The 21517-nt window shown below is 64.2% G+C and carries 20 protein-coding genes; 6 read left to right on the top strand and 14 right to left on the bottom strand.

What is annotated here, in order from left to right; all coding sequences use genetic code 11:
* Positions 1–37: 37 nt before the first annotated feature.
* From DEM25_RS17995 to DEM25_RS17285, 10 genes are all read right to left on the bottom strand, one after another.
* On the bottom strand, positions 38–271 hold the full coding sequence (locus tag DEM25_RS17995) for a type 2 periplasmic-binding domain-containing protein (RefSeq protein ID WP_196780447.1): 234 nt from the start codon (positions 269–271) through the stop codon (positions 38–40).
* The gene (locus DEM25_RS17325; protein ID WP_196780446.1) at positions 196–597 is read right to left on the bottom strand and encodes a LysR family transcriptional regulator; all 402 of its coding nucleotides are present in this window, start codon (positions 595–597) and stop codon (positions 196–198) included. The genes DEM25_RS17995 and DEM25_RS17325 overlap by 76 nt, the downstream gene beginning before the upstream one ends.
* Positions 598–752: 155 nt before the next feature.
* Complete coding sequence (gene deoC, locus DEM25_RS17320; protein ID WP_196780434.1) at positions 753–1427, bottom strand: deoxyribose-phosphate aldolase; 675 nt, start codon at positions 1425–1427, stop codon at positions 753–755.
* Between the two features lie 74 nt (positions 1428–1501).
* Positions 1502–2323, bottom strand: coding sequence for a 3-methyl-2-oxobutanoate hydroxymethyltransferase (locus tag DEM25_RS17315; protein ID WP_109767603.1), 822 nt, complete (start codon positions 2321–2323; stop codon positions 1502–1504).
* A 4-nt stretch (positions 2324–2327) separates the two neighbouring features.
* Positions 2328–2789, bottom strand: coding sequence for a D-ribose pyranase (rbsD, locus tag DEM25_RS17310; RefSeq protein WP_109767604.1), 462 nt, complete (start codon positions 2787–2789; stop codon positions 2328–2330).
* A gap of 22 nt (positions 2790–2811) precedes the next feature.
* Complete coding sequence (locus tag DEM25_RS17305; protein WP_109767605.1) at positions 2812–3726, bottom strand: ribokinase; 915 nt, start codon at positions 3724–3726, stop codon at positions 2812–2814.
* A 28-nt stretch (positions 3727–3754) separates the two neighbouring features.
* Positions 3755–5284 (bottom strand): sugar ABC transporter ATP-binding protein, encoded by a 1530-nt coding sequence (locus tag DEM25_RS17300; protein ID WP_109767606.1) that lies wholly within the window; start codon positions 5282–5284, stop codon positions 3755–3757.
* Positions 5285–5344: 60 nt separating this feature from the next.
* The gene (locus DEM25_RS17295; RefSeq protein WP_109767607.1) at positions 5345–6319 is read right to left on the bottom strand and encodes a sugar ABC transporter substrate-binding protein; all 975 of its coding nucleotides are present in this window, start codon (positions 6317–6319) and stop codon (positions 5345–5347) included.
* A gap of 39 nt (positions 6320–6358) precedes the next feature.
* On the bottom strand, positions 6359–7402 hold the full coding sequence (locus DEM25_RS17290; protein ID WP_245412965.1) for an ABC transporter permease: 1044 nt from the start codon (positions 7400–7402) through the stop codon (positions 6359–6361).
* Complete coding sequence (locus DEM25_RS17285) at positions 7399–8163, bottom strand: phytanoyl-CoA dioxygenase family protein (protein WP_109767608.1); 765 nt, start codon at positions 8161–8163, stop codon at positions 7399–7401. The genes DEM25_RS17290 and DEM25_RS17285 overlap by 4 nt, the downstream gene beginning before the upstream one ends.
* A gap of 139 nt (positions 8164–8302) precedes the next feature.
* On the opposite strand from DEM25_RS17285, the gene DEM25_RS17280 reads away from it, so the two are divergent.
* Positions 8303–9154: an AraC family transcriptional regulator gene (locus tag DEM25_RS17280; RefSeq protein WP_158585297.1), complete on the top strand. Its 852-nt coding sequence runs from the start codon at positions 8303–8305 to the stop codon at positions 9152–9154.
* Between the two features lie 99 nt (positions 9155–9253).
* Here DEM25_RS17280 and DEM25_RS17275 read toward each other — a convergent pair whose 3' ends face one another.
* The 4 genes from DEM25_RS17275 to DEM25_RS17260 form a co-directional block, all read right to left on the bottom strand.
* On the bottom strand, positions 9254–10390 hold the full coding sequence (locus DEM25_RS17275; protein WP_109767610.1) for a Gfo/Idh/MocA family protein: 1137 nt from the start codon (positions 10388–10390) through the stop codon (positions 9254–9256).
* A gap of 25 nt (positions 10391–10415) precedes the next feature.
* On the bottom strand, positions 10416–11171 hold the full coding sequence (locus tag DEM25_RS17270) for a sugar phosphate isomerase/epimerase family protein (RefSeq protein ID WP_109767611.1): 756 nt from the start codon (positions 11169–11171) through the stop codon (positions 10416–10418).
* A 277-nt stretch (positions 11172–11448) separates the two neighbouring features.
* The gene (locus DEM25_RS17265) at positions 11449–12453 is read right to left on the bottom strand and encodes a SagB/ThcOx family dehydrogenase (RefSeq protein WP_245412964.1); all 1005 of its coding nucleotides are present in this window, start codon (positions 12451–12453) and stop codon (positions 11449–11451) included.
* Positions 12454–12825: 372 nt separating this feature from the next.
* Positions 12826–13596: a hypothetical protein gene (locus DEM25_RS17260; protein ID WP_109767614.1), complete on the bottom strand. Its 771-nt coding sequence runs from the start codon at positions 13594–13596 to the stop codon at positions 12826–12828.
* Between the two features lie 583 nt (positions 13597–14179).
* Here DEM25_RS17260 and DEM25_RS17255 point away from each other — a divergent pair.
* From DEM25_RS17255 to DEM25_RS17235, 5 genes are all read left to right on the top strand, one after another.
* Positions 14180–14629, top strand: coding sequence for a Ros/MucR family transcriptional regulator (locus DEM25_RS17255; protein ID WP_109767615.1), 450 nt, complete (start codon positions 14180–14182; stop codon positions 14627–14629).
* A gap of 486 nt (positions 14630–15115) precedes the next feature.
* Positions 15116–16573, top strand: coding sequence for a xanthine dehydrogenase small subunit (xdhA, locus tag DEM25_RS17250; protein WP_109767617.1), 1458 nt, complete (start codon positions 15116–15118; stop codon positions 16571–16573).
* 16 nt (positions 16574–16589) lie between these two features.
* Entirely contained in the window at positions 16590–18992 is a 2403-nt protein-coding gene (xdhB, locus tag DEM25_RS17245; RefSeq protein ID WP_109767618.1) for a xanthine dehydrogenase molybdopterin binding subunit, read from the top strand.
* A 4-nt stretch (positions 18993–18996) separates the two neighbouring features.
* Positions 18997–19827, top strand: coding sequence for a xanthine dehydrogenase accessory protein XdhC (gene xdhC, locus DEM25_RS17240; protein ID WP_109767619.1), 831 nt, complete (start codon positions 18997–18999; stop codon positions 19825–19827).
* Positions 19828–19909: 82 nt separating this feature from the next.
* Positions 19910–21511: a xanthine/uracil/vitamin C permease gene (locus DEM25_RS17235; RefSeq protein WP_109767620.1), complete on the top strand. Its 1602-nt coding sequence runs from the start codon at positions 19910–19912 to the stop codon at positions 21509–21511.
* Positions 21512–21517 lie beyond the last annotated feature (6 nt).

Raw genomic sequence — 21517 nt, 5'->3', positions numbered from 1 at the left:
GCCTTCGATTGGGCCGGCCGGGTGAACATCGAGCGCCTCAAACCAGTCGCGCCAAAAGGCCGTGGTACCCGTTTTGACGGATCGGCGGCGCATTCATCAGGGCCGTCGGTGCCGTGACACCTTGTCCGGCAAGAAACTCGGGCGTTGCCACCGGCACCATGTCCTCGGCGAGCAGCACCTTGCCGGACAGTTCGGTCAGCGCGCCGTCGGCGCAACGGATCGCGCATTCCAGCCCGAACGGCTGGGCGGGGTCTTCTGCCGGTTCCGGCAAGCCAGATTGACCGATATCTCGGGGTGTAGCGCATGAAACGGGCCAAGGGGCGTAATCGGCCAATAGCCGGTGACCTCCGGTGGGGCGGTTAGCGTGATGCCAAGAACGCCTTGGGGTTGGCGAACCCGTTTGCTCGCCGGACCCTGGGTCAGGGTCAGTTCACACGCGGCATGCGAAAAGCTCAATTGGCGGGCGGTCGCCTCGAAGGCGACAAGGCCGGAAATCGATGGCACGGCCCTGCCATCGGGGATCCGTTTGGCGCCAGGTTCCGTTTCCGCGCCATCAACCCGATCAGCTTGACCAGGCGGTCGAAAATTCGCGTTCATCGTGACGGTCCGCCAGATGTTTGGCGACTTGGCAGTCGATGTGACTGCCGCCGCCATTCCTCGTCATCGTGATCTCCTCGGCCGGCCGCCATTTCAATCACATTGATGGGTCCTGACCCCAGGCAACCGGCGGCGGTCACGGCATTGGCCGGCCGTCAGTAACCGCCAGCTCCGACCCGCCCCTCCATGATCGCCGGACCCGCGCTTGTTCCGATCAGCTCGGCGCCTGCCTTCAGGATGGCATCGGCATCATCGGCGCTGCGTATGCCGCCCGATGCCTTGACCTTTGCGCGCGTCACGCAACGCTTCATGAAGCCGATCGTCTCGACGCTGGCCTTGCCGCCAAGGCCCCAGCCGGACGAGTTCTTGACATAGGCCACGCCAGCCTTTTCCGCCTGTCCGATCGCCGTCTGCCAGAGATCGTCGGGCATGGCGCCCAACTCCAGCATGATCTTCAATGGTACGGCGCCGGCGGCGTCCACGAGCGCGGCGATCTCATCGTGAAACGCGTTGACATCGCCACTGGCGAGAAAACCGATATTGGCCATGAAATCAACTTCTTGCGCCCCCTCGCTGACGAGATCCCGCATCTCGGCGACCTTGCTGCGCGTCAAGCTGCCGCCGAGCGGATAGGCCATGGCCGAACAAACGCGCACATTGGTCCCGGCAAGCCGCGCCCTGCACAGTGAAATCCAGCACGGCTGCACCATCACGCCGTTGAACCCGAACGCGGCCGCCTCGTCGCAAAGGCCGGCGATCTCGTCGCGCGTCGTCGCCGGCGAGACGTTGGTATGCTGGATGTGGGCGGCAAGGCGTGAGACGTCTGACATGGCAATGCTCCTTGGTTGCCGCACGCCGAGCGCGCGGCTGGTCTGGTCGGGTTTCGGTTGGAAGACGATCCGGATCAGTTTCCGATGCGGCTGACGAACTCCTCGAGAGCGGTCTCCGCCATGTCCGCGGTCTCGGCCGCGGCAGGGAAGCCGTCATTGCGGACATCATCGCGAAAAGCAGTGAGCGCGGCGCGGCGCTCTTCATCGATCTGCCGGTGCAGCCGCACGAGGTCGCCATATCGACGTGCATGGCGGGGCACGCGATCGGTCTCACCGCAAATGTCCGAGGTAAACAGGAACATCACCTCCGCGCCCGGCCCCGAGCCCAGAGACACGGTCACGAGACCGGTGCGCTTGCTGATCTCGGCCATCAGCGGCGCGGGAACGAGTTCGGCCTCGACCGCGAAGGCGCCGGCTTCCTCAAGCCGCCGGAACCGGTGATAGAGTTCGACGGCTTCATCGGCCGTCTTGCCGAACGCGCGCACACTGCCGACCCACGTCGACTTGCGCGGCACAAAGCCCAGATGTCCCATCACCGGAATATCCTCGGACGCCAGCAGAGAGACGATCGGCAGCCGCCGCGCCGTGATCACCGCGTCGGCACCGTCCGTCAGCGCCTTGAAGGCCGTGCGCAAAATCTCTTCGTCGGTAACCGCCTCGGCAAAGCCGAGCGCAGCGGTGACGAACAGCCTTTGCGAACCCTGCCGCACCGCGGCGACGCTGCGCGCCCGGCAGACGATCATCTCGATCCCCGCCGCCTCCGCCGCCGCCGCCTCCGCAGCCGTGTCCGCGGTCACCTGGGCGAACGCGCCATGCCGGCCTTTCGAGCCCCGCAGACCGGCGACCGTGGTCAGCCGCTCGCTGTCCTGTGCAGCCCAGCTGAAGATGCGCGCCACGGGGTCAGCCCTTGAGCTTCTTGGCATATTCGGGCGGCGCCACCGTACCCGGCTTGGCAAACCACTTCGGCACGTCGACGCCCGAATAGAGCAGGATGTTGCCCCACGGATCGAAGGCGCCGGTCCGCACGATCACCTTGGCCTTGGCGGCCATGTCTCCCAGGATCGTCTCGTGCGCGATCATCTCGTGATCGGCGTCGCCGAAAAGCGCCTGAACGGTCTCCAGCAGAACCGGATTGTGAGCCGGCAGCGTGTCGGCATAGGAGACCTTTTCGGCGATGAAGTCCTCGCCGATGGCCGAAAGCACCGTCTTCAGGTCGGGAACGTCCTGGGTGATCGACAGATCGATGCGCCAGGCGTCCGACGGGATCGGAAACCCCGCATCGCAAACGATCATCAGGTCGCCATGGCCCATTTCGCCGATGGCATGGTTGAGTTCGGAATTGAGCAGCTTGCCGCGTTTCATGGGGTGCCTCCGGTCGGTTCCATCAAATGTCGATCAGCGCGTCCAGCTCGGCGCGCGTTGCCAGCGAGGGAATGACGCCGAGACGGGTGCAGGCATGGGCGCCGGCAGCCGTTCCGTGCGCGACCGCCTCGGCAAGCGGCCTGCCCTCGCCAAGCGCGGCGGCCAGCCCCGCATTGAACGCGTCGCCCGCTCCGGTGGTGTCGACAACCGGGACAGCGGGTGTGGGAACGACCATCTCCTGATCGTCGCCGAGCACCAGCGCGCCCTTTTGGCCCATGGTCACGATCACGGTGTCCACACCGCGCCGGCGCAGCTCGACCGCCAGATCGCGCGTGCCGGTCGGATCATCGGGCGCCAGGCCGAGCAGGATGCGCAGCTCGCTTTCGTTCGGCGTCAGATAATCCACATGGGCGAAGATGGTCCCGGGCAGTGCCGTGGCCGGCGCCGGATTGAGGATCGTGCGCGCTCCGGCCGCCTTGCCACGCTCCATCGCTCGGTGCGCGGCGGCGACCGGGATTTCGAGAACGCTCATGACGATGTCGCTTTGCGCGATGCGGTCGGCGGCCCGGTCGACAAAGGCCGCATCCATCAGTTCGTTCGCGCCCATGTCGAGTATGATAAAGTTTTCGCCTTCGGCATTGAGAATGATCATGCCGGCGCCGGTGGCCCGCTCGGCGCTGCGTTCGATGTAGTCCGTTCCGACCCCTTCGGCCGCATAGAGTTCGTCCGCGACGCCGGCCAACTGGTCTTGGCCGAGGCACGTGACGAGCGCGGCGTCGGCGCCAAGGCGCGCCACGCCGACAGCCTGGTTGGAGCCCTTGCCGCCCGGCCCGAAGTCGAAATCGGAGCCGATGATCGTCTGACCGAAAACCGGCATCGTTTCGGTCCGGATCGTCAGGCCGACGGCGAAGCTGCCGACCACCGTGATGCGCGTCATGGCGCCGCCCCCATCGCTTCTTTCCGGGTCATGCCGCCAGCGCCCGGTCTTTTCGTGTCGCGAGCGCCATGATCGCCTCTTCTGTGATGTCCGAGCCTGTCAACTGGCCCGCAATCGTGCGATCTGCCATCACGATCACGCGGCTTGCGTGCAGCATGACTTCCGGCAATTCCGACGAGATCATCAGGATTGCCAGCCCCTGACCGGCCAGCTCTTTGAGGATGGCATAGATTTCCGCCTTGGCGCCGACATCGATGCCGCGCGTCGGTTCGTGCAGGATCAGGATGCGCGGACCGGTGACAAGGCCGCGGGCCAGTATGATCTTCTGCTGGTTGCCGCCGCTGAGCGTTGCGATCTTCTGGCCGAGACTGGCGACGCGCGCGTCCAGCTTTCTGACATAGTCGGCGGTCGTGTCGCGCATCGTCCGGCGCCGCAGGAACCCGCGCGACGTGAAGCGTTTCAGTGCCGCCGAGACCGTGTTCTCAGCCACCGTCATGGACAGCAAGGCCCCGGCCGCGCGGCGGTCGGCCGGAATCAGAGACATGCCAGCCGCAATGGCGTGGGATGGCCGCCCGGGAGGGAGGCGGATGCCGCCGACTTCGACCGCGCCACCGCGCGGCGCGAGCCCGAATATGGCGTCGGCAAGAATGTCCTTGCCGCTGTCCGGCAATCCGGCGACGCCTACGATTTCGCCCTGTGACAAGGTGAAGGTCGCTTCCCGGATATGGCCGGGAACGCTGAGCGCGCGAACTTCCAGAACGGGTTCGCCGATCCGCGCATGGGCTTCGGGCCGCAATGCATACTGTTCGGCCGCATCGACCTGCCGTCCGACCATATGAGCGACCAGCCTGTCCACCGTGACATCGGCGCCGTTATCGAGCGTGGTGATCATGCGCCCGTCGCGCATCACGCTGATGCGGTCGGCAAGCGCCAGTACCTCTTCGAGATGATGCGACACATAGATGATCGTAACGCCCTGCGCTTTCAGCAGGCGGACCACATCGAACAGCCGCGCGCTTTCACGCGGCGAGAGCGCCGAATTGGGCTCGTCAAGCACCAGGATTCGCACATGCTGGGAAATCGCGCGGGCGATCTCGACCAGTTGCTGCTGTGCAACGGAAAGGGTGGACAGCGGCGTGCTGGTTTCAACATCGGTGAGCCCCAGCCGGGCCAATGTCTCGGCGGCCGCCCCGGCCGCGCGATTTCGGGTGAGAAACGACAGGGGCGGCCTATCGGCGAATGCGCTGAGCAGCACATTTTCGCCGACCGTGAGGTTCTGGCAGAGCGAAAGCTCCTGAAACACGATGCGGATACCCAGTTGCTGGCTGGCAAGGGCGCTCGGAATGTCCCGGCTCTGGCCATCGACCAGGATCGAGCCCTTGTCGGGCTGCAACTCGCCGGCCAGAAGGTTCATCATCGTGCTTTTGCCTGCCCCGTTCTCGCCGATCACCGCATGAACCTCGCCGGCGCGAAATCCGATGGAGACATCGTCCATCGCAATCACGCCAGGAAAGGTTCGGGTGACGTTGCGCAGTTCAAGGATGGGCTCTTCGGTCATCGGTGTACCGTCAGGCATGTGAAGCGGGCACGCCCGGAACCCGGGCGTGCCCGACGATCATTATTGCATCACTTCGGCGATGTTGTCGGGCGTATAGACGCCGACGCCGGTGTCCAGATCGTCGATTGCATCGCCGCCCAGGAACGTCACGAGCAGGTTCACGGCTTCATAGCCCTGACGCTCGGGCGCCTGGTCGATGGTCGCCTGGATCACGCCTTCGGCGACCAGTTCGACGGTCTGATCGAGCAGGTCGAAGCCGACCACCTTGACCTCGCCGGTGCGATTGTTGCGTTCGACCCATTCGCCGGCCGCCGGTGTCGAGCAACACTCGAGCGACAGGATGCCGTCAATGTTCGGATCGGCCAGCATGGCGTTCTCGATCGCTGCGAAGATCTCCTGGGGGTCGGTGCCGGTGTTCAGAGTGCGCACCACTTCGATGCCGTCATGTTCGCCCAGCGCCTCGCGGGCGCCGTTCTCCCGGTCGAGCGACCATTGCGCGGCAGCATCGAGCGTGGTGATCATCACGCGCCCCTCGCCGCCGAGTATGTCGGCCATCAGCTTGCCCGCTTCGCGTCCGGACTGGACGAGATCCTGACCGGCAAAGACCAGCCGATTGCTGTCGGGATTGTCCGTATTGTAGCTGATCACCGGGATGCCCGCCTCGACGACCCGGTTGATCAGCGGCGCGAGCGCATCGGTGCTGACCGACGAGATAGCCAGCCCGTCCATCTGGTCGAGAAGCGTCTCGATTTCCGAGATCTGGGCATCGGCGTCCGCGCCGACCGGGCCGATGAATCGCGCATTGACATTGTCGGCTTCGTCGGCGCGCTCAACGCCGGCCCGCACGAACGGCGCGAACTCGTTGGAAACGTCGTGATAGGACACGAAGATATCGAGGGGCTCGCCTGCCGCGATGCTTTCGGCAATTCGCGGTGCAAGCTCGAAATCGCCAAGGCTGATCGGCTCGGCCTGCGCCACAAGAGGCGTCAAGCCAATGCCTGCCGCAAGAACGGTTGTCGTCAAGAGCTTCTTCATCTGGTTTCCTCCCTTGATGATTGCCGGCACGACGCCGGTTCAGCCCGGCCTCGAACGCATGCTCCACTTGTCGATCGCGACCGCGATGATGATGACGAGGCCGATCATGACCTCCTGCATGAAGGGCGAGACGCCCATCAAAACCAGTCCGTTGCGCAAGACACCGATGATCAGAACGCCAAGCACGGTACCGGGTATCGTGCCGATCCCGCCGGCCAGCGACGCGCCGCCGACGACCACGGCTGCGATCACGTCCAGTTCCAGCCCCAGACCCGTGCGTCCGGCTTGTCCGCTCGGCAGAAACGCCATCGACAGGATGCCGGCCAGAGCCGCCATGACACCCATGATCACGAACGCCCATATCTTCACGCCGTTGACATGAATGCCGGACACGCGGGCAGCCTTGGTGCTGCCGCCGACGGCAAAGACGCGAAAACCGAACGCCGTTCGGGCCAGCACCAGCCAGCCCAGGGCGGCCACGGCGGCGAAAAAGACCAGTTGCATCGGCACGATGCCGAACAGATAGCCCTGACCGAGAAACTCGAACGTGGCCAGAACCTCGGCATCGGCGCCGTTGCGCTCGTTGACGGTGACCGGCTGGCCGCCCGTGATCAGCAGCGCCGTGCCCCGCACGATGGAGAGCATGCCCAGCGTCGCGATCAGCGATGGCAGCCGGCCATACGTGGACAGGAACCCGTTGACCAGTCCGATCGCGGCGCCGATCAGCAATCCGGCGACCAGCGCCGGCGCGAGCGCCCAACCCGCAACGATCAGCATCCCGGTACCAAGGCCGGCCAGCGCATAGGTAGAACCGACCGAAAGGTCGATCTCGCCGGCAACCAGCACGAAAGTCATGCCGACGGCCATGATCCCCAAAAGCGAGACTTGCCGCCCGACATTGAGCAGGTTTGTCGTTGTCAGGAAGCTCTCGGTCGCCAGGGCCAGAAAGGCGCACATGACGATGAGCGCCAGCAGCACGCCCGTTTCCTTGGCCGTCAAGATGCGGGTAGCGACCGACACTTTCGGATGCGGCGCCCTGCCTTCGGCCTTGAAACCGCCGCTCATGCCGGCCTCGTCGCTCATTGCACGCTCATGAAGCTGCCAGCCGGAACGGTCTTCAACTCTTCATAGTTGCCATAGTCGCGGGCACGCATGAAGGGCGCGTTGTGGACCGCATTGTACGAGCAGATATAGCCCCAACGATAGGTGTCGCTCTTGTTCGCATCGGAACGGTGCAGGAGATTGCAGTGGAAGACCAGCGCGTCGCCAGGATCCATTTCCACATAGACATGTTCAAAACGCTTAACGGCGGCGTTCAGGTAAGGCTTCTCGACATTGGTTTGTCCATCCTCGCGAATATGGTTGAGGCGGCCCAGAATGTGCGACCCGGTGAGAACCTGAAGGCAGCCATTGGCCTTGTTGGAGGGATCGAGCGCGATCCAGATCGACAGCATCTCCGGCGCCAGGCAGCCATTGTTGTACCAGTAGCCGAAGTCCTGATGCCACTCCCAAGCGCCGCCCTCGCGGGGCTGCTTCATGGTCATCTTGTGGCTGTACAGATAGACCTCGTCGCCGATCAGTGCCTCCGACATGCGCACCAGGCGCTCGTCTCGCGCCAGCATCCCGTATTTGTCGTCGCCGGCATTGTTCCAAAGCTTGAGAAGCGTCTTGTTGCCGGCCTTGTCGCCTTTTTCCATGACGGAACCGGACTGGCTCTCCGCTTCAAGCTGACGCCGCGCCGCATCACGAAAATCGGCAACTTCGCCGTCGCTGAGGAACCCCTTGCGGACGAAAAAACCGTCCACGTCATATGCCCGGGCTTCCGCCCTGGTTGGCACAAGCATGCCATCCTCCCAATGTCTTCGCGGCTCTGTGCGGCCGCCGTTTCCGGAGCCCGGTCTGGGCCGAACTCCTGCACGCAGTTTATGTCCGGCCCGGGCAAACAAAATGGACAGTCCCGGCAATTAGATGTACAAAACACGCATGCAGCGATCCTATCATCCGCAAACAGTGAGGATCAGCCACTACTACCTGCCCGACGCGGAGCTGGGCGGCGGGCTGACGACCGTGCTGCGCGCCGGCTGGCTCGATGCAGCGCCGGGCGGGACGATCCGCCGCGCCGCGTGCCCCGGCGACGACATACTCTACTGCCTGTCCGGCCGCGGACAGGTCGAAGTCGGCGAAAGGCGTTTCGATCTCGGCGCGGGGCAACTCGCCTGGATCGCCGGCGACGCGCCGCATGGACACTCCGCAGACCGGCGCGATCCCTGGTCGGTGATGTGGTTCCGGCTGGACGGGCCGCATCTGGCGGCGTTGCGGCGCCGCATCTTTGGCAAGGCACCTCCGCGCCTGACGATTGCAGAGGGGCCCGAGCTCATTGGCTGGTTCCAGAACCTGTTCGCAATTCTCGACGCCGGCGGCGCCGACATGGACTTGCGCCTGCACGCCGCAACGGCAGAGTTCTTCAAGCTCGTCAGCAGTCAGCGTGACCCGCGAGCCAGAACCGGGCTCCCATCACGGCTTGACCGGCTTCGGCAGATGATCGTCGCCAACCCCGAACAGCCATGGTCAGCGGAGGTAATGACGCAGATCGCCGGGGTCAGCGCATCGCAGCTGCGCCGGCTGTTCCGTCAGCATCTCAAAGCCACGCCGCGCGCCTATCTGCGTCACCAGAGGCTGGCCATGGCGCAAAGGATGATGCTCGAAAGCACCCTGCCGCTGCAAGATATCGCGGTCCGATGCGGCTTTTGCGACGGATACCATTTCAGCCGAGATTTCAAGCGTGTCGTCGGGCGCGCGCCAACAGAATGGCGTCGGATGGAACTGGGGCGTTGAGCATTGCAGGGCGTCACTGCACCGAACTCGCGTTCGATGCGGCAAACGCGCGACGGCCCGCGGGCCAGGACACCTCGCCGTGCATTCGGAGTTCGCACCTCAGTCCTTCAACAGCGCGCGCGCCTGATCGGGACCCAGCGGGTCGGGACGCGTGCAGCGCGTCTGCATGACAACGAACGTGCCCGCCTCGGCGGACCTGAGAATGCCGGTCATGACGTCGACCGCATGCAGCGCCCGGTCGAGCGAACAGCGCGCGCCGCCGCCCTCGCGGATCGCCTTCGCCATGTCGGCAAGCCCGGCACCGCGATAGTTCGCAAGCGCCGTGCCGCCATGATCCTGATTGGGCACGCCGAACGGATGGTCGAAAGGCTGCGGCACCGAAAGCCCGCCGTCCCGCCCTGACAGTTCGACCGTGCCGCCGAAGAAGTTCGGATCGGGCACGAACAGCGAGCCCTCGGTTCCGTACAGCTCCATGTTGCGGTGCCGGTGCGCCCAGACGTCCCAGCTTGCGCCCAGCGTGACCGTCGCGCCGCTTTCGAATTCCAGGAGCGCATGGATGTTGGTCGGCGTCTCCACCGCGATCTTCTCCCCGCGCCGCGGCTCGGAGCCGATGGTGCGGACCGCCTCGGCGCTGTTGGCGAGCGCCGCCACCCGGCGCACCGGCCCGATCAGATGGATCAGGTTGGCGATGTAGTAGGGCCCGATATCGAGCACCGGCCCGGCGCCGGGCTTGAAGAAGAAGTCCGGGTTCGGATGCCAGTGCTCCATCCCGTGCGACATCACATGCGCCGTGCCGGCCGTGATGGTGCCGAGACGCCCTTCGTCGATCAGCCGCCGTGCCCATTGATGCGCCCCGCCCAGGAACGTGTCCGGCGCCGAACAGACGCTCAACCCCTTCGCGTCGGCGAGCGCCTTGAGCGCCAGACCGTCGTCAAGCGACAGGGCCAGCGGCTTTTCCGTATAGACATGCTTGCCCGCTTCGAGCGCGGCCGCGGTCACGCCGGCATGGGCCTCGGGGACGGTCAGGTTGACGACGATGTCAACGGCTGAATTGGCCAAAAGATCGTCGACGCTTTGCGCGGCGACACCGTATTTGCCGGCGCTGGCGCGCGCCGCCTCCATGTTCAGATCGGCGCAGGCGCGCACCTCCATGCCACAGAACAGCGGCGCCAGCTCGAAATAGGTCGTCGAGATGTTGCCGCAGCCGATGATGCCGATGCCAAGCGGTGCGCTCATGGGGATGGTCCTCGACAAGGGATTTTCAGAAGGATCGGGCGGCTTCGATCGAGCGCCTTGCAAACCGTGTCGCGTCACCCGGATTGTCATGCTCCATGATGAAGTGCCTGCACGGCGTTTGGCGCAGGCGCACCATCAACCCGGCCCAGTCGACCGTGCCGTGGCCGACATCGGCCCAGCCATCTTCGTCCAGTGCCTCGCCGTGCGGCGCGATGTCCTTGATGTGGACGGCGCTGATCCGGCCGCCATGGGTGTCGATCAGCGCGAGCGGATCGGCACCGCCGACGATAACCCAGGCGATATCGGCTTCCCACTCGAGGTCCGGCCCGCCCGCGAAGATCGCATCCAGCGGCACTGCGCCATCGGACGTCGGGCGCACCTCGAAATCGTGATTGTGCCAGCCCAAACCCAGCCCGGCATCACGGTAGGGTTTGGCCGCTTCGGCAAGCCGCCGCCCGAACGCCTCATAGCCCGCGCCGCTGACCGGCCGTTCTTCCGTGGCCAGATGCGGACAGTAGATGCGCTGCATGCCGACATCGCGTGCGATCGACAGCACCGTGTCGATGTCGTTCTCCAGCATCTGCAAGCCGAAATGGCCGGTCGGCATGGTCAGACCGCTGGCCCCAAGATGCGTCCCGAGTTCGCCCACCAGCGCCGAGTCAGCGTAGAGCGCGCCATAACCCTCCACCTCCTCGTAGCCGAGGTCGGCCAGCATGGTCAGCGTGTCGGCGAGCGGCGGAAAGTTGCGCGACGAATAGAGCTGGTAGGAAAAGGCGGTCATGGCGGTCTCCCTGATGGTCAGCGCAGATCGTCAGCACACGGCACCAGCTATGGCATGTCGGAGACCGGCGGTCAGCAAGGGAGTTGAGGGCGTCTCCGTGCCCCGGACAGCCCGGTTCGCGGCCCAAGGCTGCGCGACGAGGCCGCGGACGCGGCGGGTACCGCATCAAGACGAAGCCACCGCTGAACAGCGCGGTACCGGCGTTCGCCGCACGGCTCCGGATAACGGTGGTTCGAGCGGACGGTCGCGGATTGGCCGGCTTCCGCGCAATTCGCCATCACGCCGCCAAGCGGGCATCCTTGGCTGGAACGCCGATCGTCAGCGCGTAGACGGGCGTATCCGTCAGACGCTCGAGACCGATCGCATCGCGGATGCGGCTGTGGCTCAGCGCTGCGGTCGGGCAAGCGGTCAGTCCCGCCGCCGTTGCCGCCAGCATGATGTTCTGGCCGATATGGCCGGCTTCGATCATGACGACGCGATAGGCGTTTGCATCGGGATATTTCCACATGGTCCGTTCCAGCGAGGCGCACAGGACGATCGCGCAGGACATCGTCTCTGCCCAATCCTGCCCGGCGACCAGGTCTGAAAGCTCGCATTCGGTTTCGCCGACGCGGCCGATACTGTGTTCCAGCGCCGAATAGTGGTAGATGCCCGGCGCCAGGCCCTCGACACGCTTGACGAACAGATAAGCCTCGAACGGATTGCGCGCACCGCCCGACGGCGTCATCCCGAGCGGCAGTTTGCCGACGCAGTTCGAAGTCCATCCGGTGATGCCGAGGCCGGCATAGAGGCAATCGGCGATCGACCCCTGCCCCACATAGGCGGTCGCGTCGCATTCGCGCACGGTGCGGCGACGCTCCATGACCGCGGTCAGCGCGCTGTTCTTCTGCACGTCGTCTTTCAGCGAGATCACCGGATGGAAACGCCCTTCATTGGGCAGATGCAGTCCGGGAGACCGGACCTCCGCAGACTTGGCCTCCTGCAACTGCTCGGCGGCTTCAAGCGGCAGGAAATCGGCATCCTGCAGACAAAAATGCAGCATCGCGGCGGGAACGCCCCAGTTCCATGACGACAGATATTCTTCCTCGCGCCTGGCCTCTTCGCTGTCGCGCTCGATGAGCAACGTCGCGTGAACGAGCGCGTCGAGCGCATCGGCCGTAACACCCTGAAAAGCGGCGATGATCTCGTCGACCCGCTGCCAGTCCTGCAAGTGTGAGAGAAATTCGACCAGATCCACGGAACAGGCCGTCACCTGCCGGGTCAGATAGTTGCAGGCGAGCATCTCGCCCTCATCCCAACTCAAGACGATGGAGCGCGAGGCTCGAAGGGCACGGGTCCCCTCTCGCCGGGCGGCCGAACGCCGCCGCGACGGGTCACGACGGCGCATCGTTGTCAGACCTTGTTGTAGAACATGCCCGGACGGACAAAGGCCGTCGACTTGGCAGGTTTCACAGTGATGTTGAGCGTCTTCTTGGCCATTTTCGGTCTCCAATGATCGGTGCGCATGATTGCGACACTACCAAAACCTAGAAACCGTAAACTATTGATTCAACAACTATTTTCGGAACTATTGCCGCTTCCATAGGGTCATGGTTACCCTCGGGAAGGGTTAACGAACCCTTTACATGGGGACAACTGTCCGCCACTTGGCCGATCAAACGGGATTGTCTTCCAGGATGAGCCTGACATCGTCCCCGATGAAGGCGGCATTGCGCGGGTAGGCCCTTGCCATCCTGACCGCATGGCGAAGGGAAAGATCGTCCGGCGCCCGCTTCAGAACGGCATCGATCACCACCGGTCCACGCTCGGTGGCGATGGACGCCTTTCCGGGAAGCACGTCTTCATCGCCCATGATCCAGCGGAACATGATCATCGACGGTTCATATTCGGGAACCATGTTGACCCCGGCGAAGTAGAGCCACTTGTGACGCTCGACGACAATGCCGCCATGCCGGCCCCGAAAAAAGGCGCCGTTGGAATATCGTCTTTTGGAATATCCGGTCAGACGGACAAAGCCGAGATCGTCACCGCGCGGCTTGACGATCACGATGCTGCACATCACCCGGTTTGAGTCCGACATCAATTGGTAGAAGAGGTAATATATGCCTCCCTGAAACCGCGGCGCGGGAAGATGCGTCAAGTTTCGAATGGCTTCCTCATACTCCGCTGGTATGTTGACCTGTGCACGAAAGCCGATCTGGAACAGATCCACCTCGGCAATACGGAAGAAATTGGCAATCGTCTTGGCCGTACCCTCGGTCGGAAGATTTTCGGCAGCCAGGTATCTGTCGAATTGAGATCGGGAAATACGCATTGCCCTGCAAATATACGCAATCGACCGGCCGTCGTTTTCGCACAGGCGGTGCAGATTGTCCGCAACCACCTCTTTGAGGGTAACATTGGTGCGCTCTCCGAACCGGCGCATTACTATCCTCCCGACCGATCAATTGAGCGACACTAGATTTTGGCCCAATGCCATTCAACTCCCGAAAACAAGGGTTTCGCGTGTACCGGCCTGCCCGACGAAACGGAACGGCTCAATCTCGCGCACAAGACAATACATCGGCCGCCATTGCCGGCCTCCATTTCAGCCAAAACACTTTTCGTGACAATGATGCCAATTTCGAATCGCACAGCATCCTTGCGGAGGGCAAACGGGGCCCGCTTCGGCTGCCGGCAGGACAAACGAGTGTCCTGACCTGTTGATTTACTCGGATGATAGAAGCAATAATACAAATTTTCTCTGATCGGCTTAATTAAATTGGACCTGAATTTTTTTAGGCACTGCGCGAATCGTATTGTAAACAGTGAGAATAGTCAAAATTATGAGCCATTTTTACCCATAAATATGCACTTTTATACGTTCAAAGCAATCAATGATTACCAAGATGTGTATATTGATCTTGAGCCCACTCGTGGCAAAAATACGCATATTTAGTGTATTCCCATGATTCTTTTTCGCATGAAGATGTCGGCCTCATACAGATTAGCTTTGCAGGGCTCATGTAATGAACGCCATAAATCTCGACGAACAGAACGATAACCGGGACCTTCTGACGCAAATGACGGCTGAAGTTGTTTCTGCCTATGTCGGCGGAAACGCCGTCCAATCTTCGGATTTGCCAACTTTGATCGCTGATGTACACGCTGCGCTTTCAAAGCTCAGCAGCGCTTCTTCGATGGCGGAAGCGGAGAAGCCCGAGCCGGCCGTCAATCCCAAGCGCTCGGTCACCCGCGAGTACATCATTTGCCTTGAGGACGGCAAGAAATTCAAGTCGCTCAAGCGTCATCTCATGAGCCATTACGGCATGACGCCGGAAGAGTATCGGGAAAAATGGGGGCTCCGCCCGGACTACCCCATGGTCGCTCCCGAATATGCCGAAAGACGCTCCCAATTGGCTCGCGATATGGGCCTCGGCCGCCGGCCGGATCAGAAAGCGTCGAAACGGAGAAAGTGACCCAAGGGTCCGCGCGGTCGGCGGCTGCTGCCCGGATTCCGGCGAATTGCCTGCCGGCGGTCGCGCGGTTCCGTCACGTTCGGTGGCGGACGCTCCGCCGCCCTTGACCCGGCCAGGTTCGGCATAAGCCGCCACGTCGATCTCGAAGCAGCCCCCCCCCGCCCGGCCTGTCGGCCGTTGCAAGGCCAGCCGGCATCCAGCGCCTGCATGGTGATCAAAGGCCGCATTGCCGGCCCGGGACCCCGATCCCTCACTCGCCCTTGGGGCTGTTTCCCGCTCAAAGCGCCCGCATCGATGCCTTGCCCATTCGAAGGCTCGGCATGACGGCCCCGTCGCCGGGCGCATTCCTCGTCGATCAAGTCCTCACACGGAGTTTGTTCCGATTTTTTTGAGAGTGCTTTCCCATATTATGCATTTTCTTGATCAATCGGTTTTGACACCATCCGTCGATCTCAGGCGCCGGCGACTTCGGGGAGGAGCGACGGGATGGACATACGCGCAAACATCCGTTTCCTGTTGAATGGAAACACGGTGCGGCTCGATCAGGCCGCCGCCACGGACACGCTTCTTGATTTTCTCAGGATCGAACGGCGCCTGACCGGCACCAAGGAAGGCTGTGCGGAAGGCGACTGCGGTGCCTGCACCGTTCTGGCCGGACGGCTCGATGGCGGTCAATTGCGGTACGAACCGGTCAATGCCTGCATCCGGCTTTTGGCCTCGCTCGACGGCTGCCACATCGTCACGGTCGAGCATCTCTCCGGTCCCGAAGGCCGGCTTCATCCGGTTCAGCAGGCGATGGTCGACCATCACGGCAGCCAGTGCGGCTTCTGCACGCCGGGCTTCGTCATGTCGCTCTACGCGTTGTGGATGGAAAGCCCCGATCCGACCGACACCGAGATCGAAACCGCGATCCAGGGCAATCTGTGCCGCTGCACGGGCTATGAGCCGATCATCCGGGCCGCGCGGGCGGCAACCCGGCTCGGTAGCCCTGCCCTGGATGCTCTCAACCGGGAGCGGCAATCGATCGCCGAAAGGCTGGCGGCCTTGCGGGACGGCCGCCGGGTGGAAATCGGCAAGGACGGAAGCCGCTGCATCCTGCCGGCCTCGGTCGACGATCTCGCCGATGTGCTGTCCGAAACGCCGGACGCGACGATCGTTGCCGGCGCCACCGATGTCGGGCTGTGGGTGACGAAGTTCCTGCGTGACATCTCGCCGGCGGTCCTTGTCGGTCATCTGGAAGAACTGCGCCGGCTTGAAGTCACCGACACGGCCATCGAGATCGGCGCCGGGGCCAGCTACACCGACAGCCGCGCGGCGATGGCCGCCGACTATCCGCATCTCGCCGAGTTCTGGGACAGGATCGCCGGCTGGCAGATCCGCAACATGGGTACCATTGGCGGCAATATCGCCAACGGCTCGCCCATCGGCGACACGCCGCCGGTGCTGATCGCGCTGGGCGCGACGATCACGCTGCGCCGCGGCGGCAAGCGCCGCACCCTGCCGGTGGAGGATTTCTTTATCGACTATGGCGAGCAGGATCGCAGGCCGGGCGAGTTTCTGGAAAGCGTGACAGTTCCGCGCCCCGCCGGGGGCGCGCTGCACGCCGCCTACAAGATTTCCAAACGCCGCGACGAGGACATCTCGTCAGTCTGCGCCGCCTTCAACGTCACAGTGGACGATGGCAAGGTCGCCGCTGCGCGCATCGCCTTGGGCGGCATGGCCGCAACGCCCAAGCGGGCGCATCACGCCGAGGCGGCGCTCGTCGGACGACCCTGGAGCCTTGAGACCGTGACCGCCGCCGCCGACCGGCTCGGCGACGATTTCACGCCGCTGACCGATTGGCGCGCGTCTGCGGACTACCGCCTGCGCGTGTCCCAGAACCTTTTCCGCCGCTTCTGGCTCGAGCAGCAGGACAGCCAGACGCCGGTGCGTCTGAACGCGTGAGCGAGGAACACGACCGATGAGCGATCTTGGGACCTCCGGCGAACCGGCCGGCACGGAACAGCGCCGCGATCCGCCCGCGCCGCGACAGCTCGCGCGCGGCGGCGGCGGCGCGACGGCCATCCGCGGCGGCGTCCACACCGATCTGCACCACGATTCAGCGATCAAGCATGTCACCGGCCGCGCAGAATATTGCGACGACATCGTCGAGCCCGTCGGTACGCTGCACGCCTATCTGGGCCTTTCGACCCGCGCCCACGCAAAGATCATCGATCTCGACCTGAGCGCCGTCCGCGCCGCCCCCGGCGTGGTCGGCGTGCTGACCGCCGACGACGTTCCCGGCGTCAACGATGTCAGCCCGACCGGGCGCGACGACGAGCCGGTTTTCGCCGAAGGCAAGGTCGAGTTCTGGGGTCAGCCGGTTTTCGCCGTCGTCGCCGAGAGCCGCGATGCGGCGCGCCGGGCCGCCAGGCTGGCCGAGATCGCCTATGAGGACCTGCCGCACGTGCTGGACCCGCAATCGGCGCGCGACGCGGGCATGCCCTATGTCACGCCGCCCCTGACGCTGAAGCGCGGAGAAGCGGCCGAGGCGATGGCCAGGGCAAAACACCGGATCAAGGGCCGGTTCAATGTCGGCGGCCAGGATCACCTCTATCTGGAAGGCCACATCGCCTTTGCCATGCCGGGCGAGGACGACGATGTGATCGTGCATTCCTCGACCCAGCATCCCACGGAAGCGCAGCACATGGTGGCCCATGTCCTGGGCGTCGCGTCCAATGCCGTCACCGTCAATGTGCGCCGTATGGGCGGCGGGTTCGGCGGCAAGGAAACGCAGATGAACCTGTTCTGCGCGGTCGCCGCACTGGCCGCCAAGAGGTGGAACCGGGCCGTCAAGATTCGGCCCGACCGCGACGACGACATGTCGGCCACCGGCAAGCGGCACGATTTCGTCGTCGACTATGAGGTCGGCTTTGACGATGAAGGGCGCATCGCCGCCGTCACCGGCGATTTTGCGGCGCGTTGCGGCTTTTCCTCGGACCTGTCCGGACCGGTCACCGACCGCGCTCTGTTTCACGCCGACAATGCCTATTACTATCCCGACGTTCTCCTGAACTCGCATCCGATGAAGACCAACACGGTGTCGAACACCGCTTTTCGCGGCTTCGGCGGACCGCAGGGCGTGATCGCCGCCGAACGGATCATCGAGGAGATCGCCTATCATCGCGGCCTCGACAGCCTGGAAGTGCGCAAGCGCAATTTCTATGGCGATGCGGAGGACGGGCGTAACGTGACGCCCTATCACCAGAGGGTCGAGGACAATATCGCCCCGCGCATCGTCGCCGAGCTGGAGCAGAGCGCGGACTATCGGGCGCGCCGGCGGGCGGTGCTCGACTGGAACGCCAAGGGCGGCATCGTCCGCAAGGGCATCGCGCTGACGCCGGTCAAGTTCGGCATCTCGTTCACCGCCACCTGGTACAATCAGGCCGGCGCGCTGCTGCACATCTATTCGGACGGCTCGATCCATCTCAACCATGGCGGCACCGAGATGGGCCAGGGGCTCAACACCAAGGTCGCCCAGGTGGTCGCCGAGGAACTGCAGGTCGATGTCGACCACATCAAGATCACCAGAACGACCACCGAAAAGGTGCCCAACACCTCGGCGACGGCGGCATCGTCCGGCTCGGACCTCAACGGCATGGCCGCGCTCGACGCCGCGCGGCAAATCAAGGAACGGCTGACCGCCTTTGCCGCCGAACGCTGGCAGACCGATGAAAGCCAGGTCCGCTTCATCGCCAACAATGTCCGGATCGGCGGTGAGACGGTCCCCTTCGCCGACCTTGTGCGCGAAGCCTATATGGCGCGCATCCACCTGTCGGCGGCCGGTTTCTACAAGACGCCGAAAATCCACTGGGACCGCGCGAGCGGCAAGGGCCGCCCTTTCTATTACTACGCCTATGGCGCGGCCTGTTCGGAGGTCTCGGTCGACACGCTGACCGGCGAGTACCGCGTGGAGCGCACCGACATCCTGCACGATGTCGGCCGGTCTCTGAATCCGATCATCGACAAGGGCCAGGTCGAAGGCGCCTTCATCCAGGGCATGGGCTGGCTGACCACCGAGGAATTGTGGTGGGACGACAAGGGCCGGTTGCGCACCCATGCGCCGTCCACCTACAAGATCCCGCTCGCCTCTGACCGGCCGCGCATCTTCAATGTCGAGCTCGCCTCCTGGTCGGAGAACCGCGAGCGCACCATCAAGCGCTCCAAGGCCGTGGGCGAACCGCCCTTCATGCTCGGCATCTCGGTGTTCGAGGCGCTCTCCCATGCGGTTGCGAGCATTGCCGACTACCAGACCTGCCCGCGTCTCGACGCGCCGGCAACGCCCGAGCGCGTGCTGATGGCGATCGAGCGGCTGAGGGAGTGATCCGGTGACGCTTCGCGCCTTCTTCGACGCCGGCGAACCGGCGATCCATGTCCGGCTGACCGGCGTCCGCGGCTCTTCGCCGCGCGAAGCCGGGGCTGAGATGTTCGTCTCGGCGTCCGGGCTTTGCGACACGATCGGCGGCGGACAGCTTGAATACATGGCGATCGACAAGGCGCGCGCGATGCTGCGCTGCGGCGAAACGACCGCCGAAATGGACGTGCCGCTGGGGCCGGAGATCGGCCAGTGCTGCGGCGGACGGGTCACGCTTTCGCTGACCCGCATGACCAAGGCGGACCGTGACGCCGCGCTGGCCGCCGACGCCGAACGCCGCGCCGCCCTGCCCCATGTCTATGTGCTGGGTGCCGGCCATGTCGGACGCGCGCTGGCCGCCTTCTTCCAGTCCCTGCCGGTGCGCTGCATTCTCGTCGACAGCCGCGCCGACGAACTCGCCCAATCGCGCGCCGACGTCGAAAAGCGCGAGGCGGCGGTGCCGGAGACGGTGATCCGCGCCGCGCCGCCCGGCAGCGCCTTCATCGTGCTGACCCACGATCATGCGCTGGATTTTCTTTTGACGGCCGAAGCGCTCGCCCGCGGCGATGCATCCTATGTCGGGCTGATCGGCTCGGCGACCAAGCGCGCCAGGTTCGAGCGCTATTGCGCTTCCGAAACGCCGGCGGCGGCGATGGCGCAACTGACCTGCCCGATCGGCGCGGCGGGCAGCGCCGACAAGCGCCCCGAAGTCATCGCCGCGTTCGTCGTGGCCGAAGTCATGGCGCAGATCACCGGACCGGCGCCTGCAGCCAAAGGGGCCGCGAACACAGCGGCCGGGAACTGACGAAACGACAACGCGTACCGGGCCAAAAAGAAGGGCACCGGCTCGCGCGCTCACCATTCTGAAACGGGGAGGGAGCCCTGCAATGTCACAGGACAGCTACAATTACCGATTGTTCGCCAGAAGCGATTTCAGCGCCTTTTGGGCGCTGTTCACGGACAACCTCGTCAATCTGATGGTGCTTTCGGCCATCTGCCAGTTTGTCTTCCAGATGCCCGCCGAGATCGTCTACGGGCGGATCGTGCCCGGCGCGGCGATCGCCATTCTGGCGGGCGTGGCCGTCTACGCGCTGATGGCCAGATGGGCTGCGCAAAAGCATGGGCGCGACGTCACCGCCCTGCCCTACGGCATCTCCACGCCGGTCATGTTCGTCTATCTGTTCGGCGTGATCGGGCCGATCTACTGGGCCACACAGGATGCCATGCTCGCCTGGCAGGTCGGCATCGGCGCCGGCTTCATGGGCGGCATCGTCGCCGCGCTCGGTGCGCTCATCGGTCCGTTTCTCAAACGCATCACGCCGCGAGCAGGCATGCTCGGCACGCTGTGCGGCATCGCCCTTGTCTTCATCGGCTCGGTGCCGTTGACGCAGATCTTCGAAAACCCGATCGTCGGATTCACCGCGCTGGTGATCATCCTGTGGGGTCTGGTCGGCCGTTTCCAACTGCCCGGCAACCTGCCGGCGGGCCTCGTCGCCATCGCCGCCGGAACGGTGATCGCCATCGTTCTGGGCCAATCCAGGCTGGAGCTCGACAGCGTCGGCTTCTATCCGCCGCTGCCCTATGTCGGCGACCTGATCGCCGGCATCCAATATCTGTTCGCCAATCCGGAACTGTTCCTCGTGCTGGTGCCGGTACAGATCTACAATTTCATCGAGACGATGAACAATGTGGAGAGCGCCGAGGCCGCCGGCGACGAATATCCCGTCGCGGTCTGCCAGGTGACGGACGGCGCCGGCACAATGATCGGCGCGGTGTTCGGATCGCCCTTTCCGACCACCGTCTATATCGGTCATCCCGCCTACAAGCGGCTGGAGGCCCATGCCGGCTACATCATCGGTGTCGGCGGCGTGATCGCCTTTGCGGCCTTCTTCGGCTTCCTTGCCTTCCTGAACGGTCTGATCCCGATCGCCGCAGCGGCACCGATCCTCGTCTTCGTTGCGATCAGCCTGATCACCAACACGGCCATGGCGATCAAGCCGGCGCACATGGCGGCCGTGACGATCGCCATCCTGCCGCACATATCCAGCTTCCTGGTCACCAAATGGGGCTCGCTCGCCAATGCGCTCAGAAGCAGCGGCGTGGAGGGAATGCCCGCGCTCGGCAGCCCGGAACTGACCGCCGCACTCCTGATGGAAGGCGCCCACTATGAAGGCCACCTGGCGCTGTCGCAGGGCGCGATCATCACCGGGCTGGTCTGGGGCGCGATCGTCGCCTCGATCATCGACGGACGGTTCCGCACCGCCGGGGGCTTCGCGATCGCCGCCGCCATCATGTCGTCGATCGGGATCGTCCATGCGGCCAGCCTGCAGATGCCGCAGCTCGACGGGATCACCATCGGCTATCTGATAACCGGCGCCTTCCTGCTGCTTTATCCGGCCATCGCGCCAAAAGAGGATCTGGATCACCGGATCATCGTCCCCGACGAGCCCGATTTCCTCGACACCGACGCCCCGTCGGGCAGGGCCTGAAGAGGA

The organism is Oceaniradius stylonematis, assembly GCF_003149475.2.
Classification (GTDB): domain Bacteria; phylum Pseudomonadota; class Alphaproteobacteria; order Rhizobiales; family Rhizobiaceae; genus Roseitalea; species Roseitalea stylonematis.
Note: the sequence above shows the minus strand (reverse complement) of the source record. Positions and strands in the feature narration are given on the sequence as shown.